Genomic DNA, 13,236 nt, shown 5'->3' with positions numbered 1-13,236 from the left:
ATGATATTCTTTACTATATCCAATAGCATTAATCAAGGGGTTTTTCAACAAGCCCGAAAACGGGAATCCAGAAAGCCTTTTACTAACTCAATGGGAAGTAACAAGAACAAAGAATCGTTACAAAAGGCCGAACAGTAGTAACTATTTATCCACCTGCAAAATCGCTAAAAAAGCCTCCTGCGGAACCTCTACCGTACCTACTTGCTTCATCCGCTTTTTACCCTCTTTTTGTCTTTCCAGAAGCTTTCGTTTTCGGGTAATATCGCCGCCATAACAGCGGGCGGTTACATTTTTGCGAAGCGGTTTGATTGATTCGCGGGAGATAATCCTGGTGCCGATTGCCGCCTGAATAGCTACCTCATACATCTGACGGGGGATAAGCTTTCGCAGCTTTTCGCAAAGACTACGTCCCCAATGATATGCCTTATCGCTATGAACAATCGCCGAGAGGGCATCAACCGGGTCGTTATTTAAAAGGATATCCAAACGGACAAGCTTCGATTCCTGGTAATCCTTGAATTCATAATCAAGCGATGCATACCCGCGCGATATTGACTTGAGCTTGTCGAAAAAATCGAAAATAATCTCCGATAGCGGTATATCATAATGAAGGTTGACCCGCATCTGGTCGATATATTCCGTATTAAGGTAGATTCCGCGGCGGTCAAGGCAGAGTTTCATCAAACCGCCGATATATTCGGCAGGCGCAATTATCGAGGCTCTAACATACGGTTCCTCTATCCGGTCGATTTTGCCGGGCTCGGGCATTTTCGATGGATTATCCACCTCAATTACTAAACCATCCTTATTAATAACGCGATACTTAACACTGGGAACGGTAGTGATAATCGGGATATCATACTCGCGGCTAAGCCTTTCCTGAATAATCTCCATGTGCAATAAACCCAGAAAGCCGCATCTGAAACCAAATCCCAAAGCCGTTGAGGTTTCCGGTTCGAATCTCAGGGAGGCGTCGTTAAGCTGAAGTTTGCTCATCGCCTCACGCAAAACATCGAAGCTTTCAGCATCGGTAGGGTAGATGCCGGCAAACACCATCGGCTTGGCTTGCTTGAAACCGGGCAGGGGTTTTGATGCCGGTTTTTCACGGGTGGTAATAGTGTCACCTACGCGGGTATCCGAAACCTGACGGATATTGCCTATTATATAGCCGACCTCGCCCGCTGTAAGTTTCGGGCGAGGGATATATTTCAAAACTAAATATCCCAGTTCATCGATTTCATGCTTTTTATCATGAGAGAAGAATCGCGCCCAGTCGCGTTTATGGAATGTCCCATCGAAAACCCTGACATAAGCGATAGCGCCGCGATAATTATCGAATGCGGAATCAAATATCAGCGCCCGCGCTGGGGCATCAGGGTCGCCCTCCGGCGGCTTGATGCGTTCAACAATCGTCTCAGCCACCAGCTTGATACCGATACCCTGTTTGGCGGAAACAGCTAATATTTCCTCCGGTTTGCAGCCAATCAGCCCCACAATCTCTTCCCTTACTCGGTCAACGTCAGCCGAAGGCAGGTCTATTTTATTGATAATCGGGATGATGGCTAAATCGGATTCGAGAGCCATATAAAGGTTGGAGAGTGTCTGCGCCTCAATTCCCTGAGCGGCATCCACAATCAGAAGCGCGCCCTCGCAGGCCATAAGCGACCGCGAGACCTCATAGGTAAAATCAACATGCCCGGGCGTATCGATAAGGTTTAACGTATAATCGATGCCATCGGCGGCTTTGTATTCCATCCTGATAGCGTGCGACTTGATAGTGATTCCTCGTTCCTGTTCGAGGTCCATGGTATCAAGCACCTGTTTTCTCATATGGCGCAAATCGATAGTATTGGTAAGTTCTAAAAGCCTATCGGCCAGAGTCGATTTGCCATGGTCGATATGGGCAATTATACAGAAGTTTCGGATATGTTTCATTTCATCGCGCATCGTCGTGTCCTTTATCAATAATTTCTGGAGAGAAGATAGTATAAGTTATCGGCTTGTCAATAGAGATATTAATTAAGAGCTTCCCAATTTTTTATTCAATTGCAGGTCAGCCATACAGCTTGTTTTCTGTGCTGTCGGAAGTTACTTCCGACATCTTTATTTAGTGATGCTGTGCTATCAGACAGATATGGTGACCTGACAGCACTTGAAAATAACGGTTTTATTAATACAACTGTCAACACACCCCTAAATCCCCTCTCAAGAGGGGAATAATAAAATGTTGGTGCACGAGGACGTATACCAACCACCCTGATCCCTCTCAAGAGGGGAATAAGGGGTTCGCCTTAGGCGGATGCCGTTCACCCTATAATTGAATTTAATCTATAATAATTCAACTGTAAAATCTGGGCTAATATGCAGGGATAATTAACTAACCGCACCAAGTTGTTGATAAAGTTTGCCCCCGGCTGGAAATTGCTACAATCCCAGTTCCTCTTTCGTAAATATCGAGCTGAACTTATAGCCCCATTTCTTGAAATTCTCAACCGCGCCTTGCTGACGATCTACCAAAGTAATCACCTTGGCTATTTCGCAATTGAGCGGCTTTAAAGCCTCGATAGCTTTCAAAGATGAACCGCCGGTTGTGGTTACATCTTCGATAATAGCGACTTTAGCGCCATCCTTAACAGGTCCCTCGACCTGGCTTCTTGTGCCATGCCCTTTCGGCTCTTTGCGAACTAAGAAGCCATCAAGCTTGATGCCTTTACTGTCTGCTAATGTCAATATCGCCCCGACAATCGGATCGGCTCCGATAGTCATACCGCCAACGGCTTCAATGTCTTCGCCCTCTATCTCGGCTAAGTAAAACTCCGCTATAAGCGCCAGCCCCTCAGAGGCCAGCGACACCAGCTTGCCGTTGATATAGTAATTCGATTTTTTGCCGGACACCAAAGTGAAATCGCCCCGTTTGACAGCTTTTTCGAGCACAAGGCTTTTTAGTTTTTCTTTTTTATACATTTACGGCTCCTTAACCATAATTAAACAGCATTGCTTGCTTAATGGCAATGCTGATCGATGTCGATTTATCGACTCATCAGCTTGAAAAGATAATATTGATTGCTAAATCTTAGGTCAAGGCTTTTCCGGTTTTACCATCAATTGTTTTTCGCGCGAGACATTTACTTTACCGAGAACGCCTCGTATCTTTCGCACATGACGTACCTCAGTATAGATAACCGGCGCTTTGCCGGAGCCTTTGGCTTTGGAAAACCAAGCCGCTATCGAGGCGGCTTTATACAAAATCTTCTTATCGGGAATAGCGCCTTTTTGAGGACCCCGTAAAACCAAATGCGACCCCGCCGCCTGCCAGGCATGAAACCAGAAATCATGCTTTTTAGCGAATGAGAATGTCAGTTCATCATTAGAGGAAGCCGACTTGCCGACATATACGTGCCAGCCGCCATCAAGCTTATATTGCCTGAAAGGCAATTTAGCTTTTAGGATTTCGGGTTTTAATAGCTCCTTTTCCTCTTCAGCCTCATCATTTGGCGGAGCATCCGCCAACTTACTAAGCCGGATAGTTTCCTCTTTTTGCTGGGCGAGCCTGTCTATTAATACCGGCACAGAATGCTCAAGTTTGCGAGCTTTGGTAAAACAGGCATCGGCGTTCTTTTTCGGGCTTAAGGCGGGGTTAATAGATATCCTGACATGTTCCTGGTCGGCAGCATATTGATTCGGTAAAATATAATCATTTCCGCTTTTTTTGATATTGCGGATATTGGCAAGAATTATTTCTCCATAGAGGCGGTATTTATGATATTCCTTGGCGTTGACAAGTTCCTTTTCGATTGCTTTTAGTTTCTTTTCAGCTTTTTTCAGAAGCTTAGTATAATCAGCGGTTTTAGTTGGCTTTTCAACAGTATTCGCCGCAACATAAAGTGTAACAGCCTCAAGGAAACTATCGATTTTTTCGCCGGTGAGGGATTCAATATATGGCGGACTATAAAAAGCAAAACCTATAATTTCATTATCATCGTTTTTAATAATATGCGGCGAGGGATTTTCTTGTTGGTCTATGATATATTTGAGCAAATTTTGAGGGCTATCATTCAACATTTCAGAATATTGAATAAACTTAAAGGATTTTATCTTATTAACATCCTCAGTATTAAGTGAGTGGTTTTCATTGCAATGTAATATATTGAAGCCCTGCGGGTTAGTTGCATGGTATTTGCTCCCCGACAACTCCGGTTTTCTTAAGCTGGTTATTATTATATCATCGCCGTCAGTCATCAGGATATTGCCATTTTGGAAAAACTCAAAATAAAGGTGGTACTCTTTTCTTTTGCCAAGCTTATCAAACAGGGTTATGCTGAATCTGATAAGCCTGTCAAGTTGATATTGGCTGATGTTATCAATTTTCCCGCCCTTAAGGTTTGCCAGCCATTTTTTACCTTTGGGCATGTTATTATCAATAATCAGATAAACGCAACCTGATGTTATACAATACCTTAGAATAATATCGGGAAATTGAAAACGGACGTTATTTGCTTTTAACTCGATATTAATGATGGTCTTACCGGAAAGTGTTTTGTTTAGTTCTCTGGCAAGGATATTTATATCTATAGTTGTTAGTCTTTGCCTTATCATAATTGGCATTAAGAGATATTTTTTATAAGTTTGTCAAGAAAATATTGACTTTAGTTGAGATTATTATATTTTCCAAGCTGATTCGAGGTGACTATGATTGCAAGTATGACAGGATATGGCTGCGCCGAGACGGCTTTGGATGATTACAAAATAGTCGTGGAAATATCCTCAGTGAACAATCGCTATTTAGACATGCAGATACGGACGCCCAAGACCTTGATGGAACTGGAGCAAAAAATTAAAAAACTTCTGTCTGCTAAAGTCAAGCGCGGTAAAGTATTTTTCTCGCTAGTTATTGAAAACACAATTCAAGCGGCCGGGCGGCTTTCATTAGATACGGAAATCGCCGATATGTATCATAATGTGCTAACCGATTTGAAAGCGCGCTACAACCTTTCGGAAAAAATCGGCATCGAGCATTTCATCACGCTGCCTGATCTTATTACCGCTAAAACCGCCGATGTCGATATGGAAAAAATATGGGCTGATGTTGAACCGGTGTGCAGTCAAGCAATAGAGCATCTTTACCGGATGCGGTTGGCTGAGGGTAAAAACCTTCATGCCGATTTTATTAATAGACTAAATAAATTGACTGAATATGTTAATAGCATAAAGGAAATCGCTGCAGCTAATATCAGCGCCTATCGGGAAAAGCTTAAGCAGAAAATTCAGGAAGTTTTAAATGATTATCCTGTTGACGAACAGCGTATTGCCCAGGAAGCGGCAATTATCACTGAGAAAATGGATATAACCGAGGAGATTACGCGTCTGCATTCACATTTCGATAGCTACCGGCAGGCGCTTAATCAGGATGGCGCAGTTGGCAAGCGATTATCGTTTATCCTTCAGGAGATGAACAGAGAAGCTAATACAATAGCCTCAAAAGCGGCAGATTACCAGATTTCCCTGCTGGCAATAAACATCAAGGATGAACTGGAAAAACTTCGCGAACAGGTTTTAAACATTGAGTAAGTCTTAAGTTAGGGCGTTAATAATATTAATAAAAAATATACCGAATGAACAATGCTCGGTATTCGCAGTAAAAGCAAAATTATTTTTAGCAGCTTAATAAGCAGCAACAACTCATAAGGAATTGTAAAATAATGATGAAACCAGGCCTCGCAGTTGTAATATCATCACCATCGGGAACCGGCAAGACAACGATTTGCCGCAAGCTTCTCGAAAAGCATGATGATTTTCAGTTCTCGGTTTCAGCTACTACTCGTCCTGCTCGACAAAACGAACGAGATGGAATTGACTATTTCTTTATGACAGAAAACGATTTTTCAAGAAATAAAAAAGCCGGCAATTTTATTGAGACTGCTAAATATCTTAACCACTGGTATGGTACGCCGATTAAGCAATTAAAGGAAACTATTGCTTATGGTAAAGTAGTTCTTTTAGATATTGATATTCAGGGCGGAAAATCGATTAAGAAAATAATGCCTGATGCTGTTGCTGTTTTTCTGATGCCTCCCAGTATGACCGAGTTGAAGCGACGATTGAAAAAACGTCTAACAGAAACAACGGAAGCTCAAAAAAAACGAATTGAAACAGCAGCAGAGGAATTGAAAAGCTGGACTGAGTATGATTATATTACAGTTAATAATAATCTTAACGTTGCGGTTGAACAAATAAGCATGATAATTAAAACCGAACGATTAAAAACAAAGCGGCTTAATGATAAACAATATTGGAAAAAATCTTTAATTAAGCTTTTAGGTTTGGAATAAACAAGCCGATAAAATTTTATGTTAGGAGCATTATGGATTACAGTATCAAGCAAAAATTGGAAAAAGTAATTAAAAACAAGTATAAAGCGGTAATTGTAGCTTCCAGGTTAGCCAGGAAAATAAATGATAAGCGTGTCGCAGAGTATGAGCAGTTAGGTCCTGATGCGCCGCTGCCGCGATATCCATTAAAGGTTACTACCGAGGCTATTAATGAAGTAGCTGATGGGAAAGTGAATTATTCTATCGTAAAAGATAAACCATCAGAAGAAGAAATGTTTCCGGGATAATGGCAGTATAGGGCGAAAGATATATTAATGAAACTTTTAATCGTAGAATCACCCACGAAAACTAAAACGCTTAAGAAATTTTTAGGTAAGGGATACGAGCTTGCCTCGACAAATGGTCATATTATTGACTTGCCAAAATCAAAACTTGGCGTTGATGTTGATAATGGTTTCAAACCTGAATATATAAGCATAAAAGGCAAAGGCGCTTTACTGAAGGAGCTGATCAAAAAGAGCCGTAAAGCATCAGAAGTATATTTAGCTCCCGATCCCGATCGAGAGGGTGAGGCTATTGCTTATCATTTAGCTAGCAAATTGGGCAAAATGAAAAACAAGGTTTATCGGGTTACTTTCAATGAGATTACGAAAAAGGCAGTCCTTGAGGGAATTCAAAACGCCGGCGATATTGATATCAATAAATTTTATGCTCAGCAGGCAAGACGCATTCTCGATCGTTTAGTTGGCTATAAAGTTTCGCCATTTTTATGGAAAACAATAACCTACGGACTTTCCGCTGGACGGGTTCAATCTGTTGCATTGAGGATGATTTGTGAGCGCGAGGTAGAAATTGAAAAATTTGTCCCGCAAGAGTACTGGACTTTTGATGCTGATTTTGTTGATAAGAGCAAGAAAATATCCGCTAAGCTAATGAAAATTGACGGGGCTAAACCGGAGATAGACAGTCAGGCCAAAGCTGATAAAACATGCGGTGATATTAAAAAGCAAGCATTTACAATATCCTCATTTAAAAAAGGTTCATTAGTACGCCAACCGCCGCCGCCATATATTACCAGCGCTCTTCAGCAGGATGCTTTTAGCAAACTTGGGTTCGGCAATAAAAAGACAATGATGGCTGCTCAGCAGTTATATGAGGGTGTGGAGATTGGCGATGAAGGCCAGGTTGGACTGATTACATACATGCGAACCGATTCGTATCGTATTGCCGATGAAGCTAAAAAAGAAGCCAAAGAATATATCACCGCTAAATTTGGCAAACAATATATATCAGCCAAGCCGGTAAAGCATAAAGCGCGCAAAAATGCTCAGCAGGCGCATGAGGCTATACGACCAACCTCAGCTTTCAGGGATATAGCGGCTGTTAAAAAATATTTATCGAAAGATCAATTCAAACTTTACCAGCTAATCTGGTCGCGTTTCTTAGCCTCTCAGATGGCTCCGGCTGAATATAAAACTACTACCGTTGAAATCTCAGGCGGCAAGTATTTATTCAAAGCTTATCATCAAGAGATAGCGTTTGATGGTTTTAAAAAAGTATATATTAATGGCGGTAATGACGATGATATTAAGAAAAAAATCCCTAAACTTCAGGAAGGGATGTCGTTGAAATTATCGGAACTGTTCCCCGAACAGCATTTTACTCAACCACCACCGAGATTTAACTCCGGCAGTCTGGTTAAAGAGCTGGAGGAAAAAGGTATCGGCAGACCCTCAACTTATGCCCAGATTATTACAACTCTCAGTTCTCGCAAGTATGTCCGGCAGGATAAACGGCGGTTTCAGCCGACCGACTTGGGCAAGATAGTCAATAAGATTCTGGTTGATAATTTCCCGGATGTTTTCAATACCGATTTCACCGCTACTATGGAGGATGAACTTGACAATATTGAGCTTGGCAAGGATAACTGGGTGGATATCTTAAATGGCTTTTACAAGCCGTTTATCGAGGACCTCAAGCGGGTTGAGAAAAATACTAAAGATATTAAAAAGCAGACTATTGAAAAAACCGACGAGATTTGCGATAAATGCGGCTCGCCAATGGTACTTAAATATGGCCGCAACGGACGCTTTTTAGCTTGCAGCGCCTACCCTGATTGCAAAAATACCAAGCCGTTGGAGGGGGAAATCGAGAAAATCGATAAAAAATGCCCTAATTGCGGAGCCCAGATGGAAATCCGTCAGGGTAAATTTGGACGTTTTATTGCCTGTTCCAATTATCCCGAATGCAAAACTACGGAAAAAATCTCCACCGGTGTTAAATGTCCGATGAAAGACTGCGACGGCGAATTGATTGAAAGAACATCATGGCGAGGGATATTCTATTCCTGCTCGCGTTATCCGGATTGCAAGTATGCTGTCAACTCCAAGCCTGTTCCCAAGCAATGTCCTGCCTGCGGTTATAGCTTTATGGTTGAAAAATCGACTAAAACTCACGGCGATCATCTTTACTGCACCAATTGCAAGTATCGGTTGATAGAGGAATCGGAAACCGAAAAAGTTAAGACATAGCCTTATATTCTTATTATCAATCAACGTTTGATAACTAAAAAGTGAAATAATATATATAGAGCAAGTTGCGGCAGCAAATGACTCCTGACTTTTCGCTAAGAGGGCTTTATCGCCTGCATTATTTATAAAACCCTGATTTTGCAGTAGAACTATAAATAAATTATTCGGAATTCCCCTGGTTGCTAAGCGGCTTTTAGTAACCAGAGTTAAAATGTGTTGAGCATTTAACATTAAGAACACACCCCTGACCCCTCCCAAGAGGGGAATAATAGAACGTTGGTGCACGAGGACGTACACCAACCACTCTAAACTTGAGGACTTACACTAACCACTCTAAATGTCTGCGTTAACGCGTCATATGATTATGCAATTTGAAAGTCCCCTCTTGAGAGGGGAGTTAGGTTCCCAGCATTTTCAAATATTGCGCCGCTGCAAAAAATCCCCCGCCAGTGACGGGGGATTTAGGGGTGTGTTGACGGTTGTAAAAATATTAAGATAATTATCTGATATCTCCCTTTTCCATGAGGTTATTTTTTTCCTAATGTGTAATGATATCGATTCACAACAATCTCTTATATGATAATCACTGCTATGATAAAATTCCAATCTGCCTGCCGGCGGGCATGGCTGCAAAATCCAGTATAAAAATAAAAGTAATTGCAAAAACATCCTCATTTAGGTTAATTCCTAATGTGTATAATAATTATGATTTATCCTACAATTAAAATTACTTGAAAGTTGGAGAAAATATGAGAAGGCTTTACAATTATATGGCAATTGCCGTCATCTTATTGGCGGCGGTTTGCTATTCCGCTGAGCCCGAAATGATTCTTAGCGAAATCGATAAATGGGTTATATCCGATACCGCTAAAATTATGGCTTATATTGATAGCTGTAATAAAGTTACGAACGACAAACTGCAAAATTCCGCCTACTGGGATAAGACATATAACGACCTGTCGTTCCTTATGGGAATCGACTATATTTCCTCGCCGCAAATAGACAATACCGGCCGGATGTATTTCCTCATGAGGTTGACCGGTGAGATAGAACATATTTTTTACTTGGATTCACCTATGGGCTGGCCGGTGCAGGTAACACCTAATAACTGGGCTGATGAGGGTTATACTATCTATTATTATCATGTGCACCCCTCTGGCGATTATATTTTGGTCGGGGCTATGAAATACGGCAGTGAAAAGCACGATATATTCAAATTTAACCGTAATGGCAGTTTCGAGCCGCTTTTAGTAAGCCCGGAAATTGAATATACTAATGTCGTTTTCAAAAATAGAGATGAATTCTTTTTGATAGTTGCCAGCGATACCAACCGTGTCTTATGTAAATATTCTATTCCCACAGGCTCTCTCGATTCGCTTTATTCTGAGAATGAATGGGTTGATATTTGCGATTATCAGGATGGCTTGATATTATGCGAACGCTGGTTTTCGTTTTCCGAAAGTCAAATTTTTATAGTTGATGAATTATCTCTTGAAATAAAAAATATATCTAAAAAGGGCCAGTATGAATACTCATTTTTTACCGGCGATGACCGAGTAGTTACAATCACCAATGAACTATCGAAAGATAATGAGTATAACAAGCTTGTTTGTATCGATATTAATAAGCCCGACAGGTTAAAAATATTGTATAACCCTAAAATGACTATTGATGAGTTTAAATATATTAGATCGATATCTACCGGCATATTGATTTTGAACAGCAATGGCTACTCGCAGGTTGCCGCTATAGATATTTTCGGCAATAAAATTAATTTCCCCCCAACTGAGATTGGAGTAGTCTCTGAGTTTGGCGCTAATGACAAGGGAAACATTTTGTTCGGTTACAGTTCTCCAAATAAATCACCGACTATTTATTATTCCTATTTAGGGGCGGATAGTCTGGAAACTGTGGCAGCTGTTTCTACATTCGGTTTTGATTTTTCTGAAATAGAGGTTAAGGCAATCCAGTATCCATCAAAAAATGGCGCCATGATACCATCATTATTGTATTTGCCATCCGGCACCAAAAAGGATGGCTTAAACCCTGCCATAGTGGAATATCACGGCGGTCCGCCCGGTCAGAGTCGTCCCTATTTCCAGAGGAATATAGCTTTCGCTTTAACCAACGGTTTTATTATGATGTTTCCCAATGTTAGAGGCTCAACCGGTTATGGTTCCCAATGGGAAGCCGCCGACAACCTTGAGGGGCGTTATAATGCCTTAGATGATTGTATAGCCGCTCTCGATTACTTAGTTGAGGCGGGTTATTCGAATCCAGATAATATCGGTATTTGGGGCGCTTCTTATGGCGGTTATGTGGTCAACTATCTGGCAGTAACCGCCCCGGAAAAATTCGCCTGCGCTATAAGCGAGGTGGGTGAGGCTGATATGGATTACAGCAACTCTCATGGAGATGTTACTTTCCTTGCCGGTTGGGAACGCGAATACGGGCCAATCGGAAGCGAGTTGACGCATGATTTATCGCCGATTTTCAAGGCTGATAATGTCAGCAAACCGATGCTGATAACAGCCGGTTTCAACGACCCCAGAGTATTTGCCGGCGGTCCCAGACGGTGGAGTTGTTTGCTTTCGGCATTGGGGAAAAATGTTAACTATTTCGAGGAGGTATCAACCGGCCACTGGGGCACCTCCAAACGGCAGGTAATCGATTCGTACGCTCGGTCATATGTTTATTTCATGGAGCATTTATTGAAATAGTATGGATAATCATACCAGCCCGGATACCAAACAGCGCACAGATTATACCGAAGGTTCCATCTTTGGCTCGATTTTGAAAATGGGCTTGCCCTCGATGGTCGGTTTCTTATCCCATCATATTTACCATTTTGCCGATACTTGGTGGGTATCGAGACTTCCGGAGAAAGAAACCGGAGTGGCGGCGATAACATTTTTAGGCAGCATTATTTGGGTATTTTTTTCTTTCAATCAACTTGTCGGACCTGGCTCAGTAGCAATTATATCCCGCCGGTATGGCGAAAAGACTTATGACCTAACCGAAAAGGCTATTAAAGAAGCTATAGTTCTGAAGTTGTTCTTTGGCCTAATATTCGGCATTATTGGTTATATTTTTGCAGGCGATATATTGGCGCTTATCGGCGCCGAGGGAAGAGTCCTTGAGATGGGAATCCAATATGGCCAGATTATATTTCTGGGTATGCCGGTTATGTATGCCACTTATTCGATTTTTACCGGCATGCGCGGTGTTGCCAATCCTCAGATGGCTTTATATTTAATGCTTGGGTCAAATATTTTAAACATGCTGCTCGACCCTATTTTTATGTTTGGGTACTTTGGTTTTCCGGCTTTAGGTATAAAGGGTGCAGCTATTGCCTCTATTATTAGCTATGTATTGACATTTGCGCTTGGTATAGTATTGTTCTACGGTGATTTCACTAATGTAAAACTTCATTTTAAAGGTAAGGAGAGCATTTCAATCGTTTCGATGTGGAAAATGCTCAAAATTGGCATACCAGCCTGGTTTGGCGACCTGTCATTTTCCAGCGCCAGATTGATAATCGTAAAGATGGTCGCCCCATTCGGCGCATCGGTAGTAGCCGCTTATGGAGTTGGCAACCAGGTGTCGGCATTTGGCATCTCTATCCTGGTGGGAATAGGTCTGGGCTTATCGGCATTGATAGGTCATAATCTCGGCGGCGAAAAATATGAACGCGCTAAAAAAATTGGCGACCAAGCTATTCTTTTAAGCGTTGTTATTATGTTGACGTTAGGCTTAGCAGTTTTTACTTTTTCAGCCAATATAATCAGCCTGTTTTTTGATAATCCCCAAACAATATCTCTGGGAAGCGAAATGCTTAAAATACTCGCTTTAGGATTCCCTTTTATTGGGCTCTTTTTAATGGTTGGACAGATTCATCTTGGCGTTGGTTTTAATATGCCGTCGATGGTATTAAATATTATTCATGCCTGGGGGTTAGAAATAATTCCTGTTTATATTTTAACCGTTCATCTTGGCTATTCACAAAATGCTATCTGGTGGACTATTACCGGGGCAGGCTTGCTAACATCCATGTTGTTCTTTATATATTACCAGCGGGGACGGTGGCTGACATATAAAATTTAGCGGTTCGATATTTATTAATTCGGATTAGATGAATATTCACTACTGTCCGGCCTTTTGTCCGCCTTAGGCGGATGTTATAGTGATGTCATTCTCACACTGCCCGCGTCATTCCCAACACCGTCCGCCGTCATTCCCAACACCGTCCGCCGTCATTCCCAACACCGTCCGCGTCATTCCCAACTTGATTGGGAATCTATAGATTGGTCATGCCGACACTTCCTGCCTGCCGGCGCCCGCCTGTCTGCGGACACGGGGCATGGTATTCTTGTTAT

The 13,236-nt window shown here is 41.8% G+C and carries 9 protein-coding genes; 6 read left to right on the top strand and 3 right to left on the bottom strand.

Annotation, left to right across the window (positions count from 1 at the left end; translation table 11 throughout):
* Positions 1 to 141: 141 nt before the first annotated feature.
* From lepA to J7K40_00345, 3 genes are all read right to left on the bottom strand, one after another.
* On the bottom strand, positions 142 to 1,935 hold the full coding sequence (lepA, locus tag J7K40_00355; GenBank protein ID MCD6160849.1) for a translation elongation factor 4: 1,794 nt from the start codon (positions 1,933 to 1,935) through the stop codon (positions 142 to 144).
* A 489-nt stretch (positions 1,936 to 2,424) separates the two neighbouring features.
* A complete protein-coding gene (pyrE, locus tag J7K40_00350; GenBank protein MCD6160848.1) occupies positions 2,425 to 2,964 on the bottom strand; it encodes an orotate phosphoribosyltransferase in 540 nt (179 codons plus the stop codon).
* 114 nt (positions 2,965 to 3,078) lie between these two features.
* Entirely contained in the window at positions 3,079 to 4,596 is a 1,518-nt protein-coding gene (locus J7K40_00345; GenBank protein MCD6160847.1) for a DUF814 domain-containing protein, read from the bottom strand.
* Positions 4,597 to 4,689: 93 nt separating this feature from the next.
* On the opposite strand from J7K40_00345, the gene J7K40_00340 reads away from it, so the two are divergent.
* From J7K40_00340 to J7K40_00315, 6 genes are all read left to right on the top strand, one after another.
* Positions 4,690 to 5,568 (top strand): YicC family protein, encoded by an 879-nt coding sequence (locus tag J7K40_00340; protein ID MCD6160846.1) that lies wholly within the window; start codon positions 4,690 to 4,692, stop codon positions 5,566 to 5,568.
* 131 nt (positions 5,569 to 5,699) lie between these two features.
* Positions 5,700 to 6,329 (top strand): guanylate kinase, encoded by a 630-nt coding sequence (gene gmk / locus J7K40_00335; protein ID MCD6160845.1) that lies wholly within the window; start codon positions 5,700 to 5,702, stop codon positions 6,327 to 6,329.
* A gap of 32 nt (positions 6,330 to 6,361) precedes the next feature.
* Positions 6,362 to 6,616, top strand: coding sequence for a DNA-directed RNA polymerase subunit omega (locus tag J7K40_00330; GenBank protein ID MCD6160844.1), 255 nt, complete (start codon positions 6,362 to 6,364; stop codon positions 6,614 to 6,616).
* 27 nt (positions 6,617 to 6,643) lie between these two features.
* Positions 6,644 to 8,860 carry a type I DNA topoisomerase gene (topA, locus tag J7K40_00325; GenBank protein MCD6160843.1) on the top strand — a complete coding sequence of 739 codons (2,217 nt, stop codon included), beginning with the start codon at positions 6,644 to 6,646 and terminating at the stop codon, positions 8,858 to 8,860.
* A gap of 749 nt (positions 8,861 to 9,609) precedes the next feature.
* Positions 9,610 to 11,580 carry a S9 family peptidase gene (locus tag J7K40_00320; GenBank protein ID MCD6160842.1) on the top strand — a complete coding sequence of 657 codons (1,971 nt, stop codon included), beginning with the start codon at positions 9,610 to 9,612 and terminating at the stop codon, positions 11,578 to 11,580.
* A 1-nt stretch (position 11,581) separates the two neighbouring features.
* On the top strand, positions 11,582 to 12,964 hold the full coding sequence (locus J7K40_00315) for an MATE family efflux transporter (GenBank protein ID MCD6160841.1): 1,383 nt from the start codon (positions 11,582 to 11,584) through the stop codon (positions 12,962 to 12,964).
* The last annotated feature ends 272 nt before the right edge of the window (positions 12,965 to 13,236 follow it).

Source organism: Candidatus Zixiibacteriota bacterium (genome assembly GCA_021159005.1).
Lineage (GTDB): Bacteria > Zixibacteria > MSB-5A5 > UBA10806 > 4484-95 > JAGGSN01.
This window is presented reverse-complemented; position numbering and strand designations above follow the sequence as displayed.

Excerpts from the sequence above, each read along its gene's own strand:
- lepA (MCD6160849.1), bottom strand. The coding sequence starts at position 1,935 with ATGAAACATATCCGAAACTTCTGTATAATTGCCCATATCGACCATGGC.
- pyrE (MCD6160848.1), bottom strand. The coding sequence starts at position 2,964 with ATGTATAAAAAAGAAAAACTAAAAAGCCTTGTGCTCGAAAAAGCTGTC.
- J7K40_00345 (MCD6160847.1), bottom strand. The coding sequence starts at position 4,596 with ATGATAAGGCAAAGACTAACAACTATAGATATAAATATCCTTGCCAGA.
- J7K40_00340 (MCD6160846.1), top strand. The coding sequence starts at position 4,690 with ATGATTGCAAGTATGACAGGATATGGCTGCGCCGAGACGGCTTTGGAT.
- gmk (MCD6160845.1), top strand. The coding sequence starts at position 5,700 with ATGATGAAACCAGGCCTCGCAGTTGTAATATCATCACCATCGGGAACC.
- J7K40_00330 (MCD6160844.1), top strand. The coding sequence starts at position 6,362 with ATGGATTACAGTATCAAGCAAAAATTGGAAAAAGTAATTAAAAACAAG.
- topA (MCD6160843.1), top strand. The coding sequence starts at position 6,644 with ATGAAACTTTTAATCGTAGAATCACCCACGAAAACTAAAACGCTTAAG.
- J7K40_00320 (MCD6160842.1), top strand. The coding sequence starts at position 9,610 with ATGAGAAGGCTTTACAATTATATGGCAATTGCCGTCATCTTATTGGCG.
- J7K40_00315 (MCD6160841.1), top strand. The coding sequence starts at position 11,582 with ATGGATAATCATACCAGCCCGGATACCAAACAGCGCACAGATTATACC.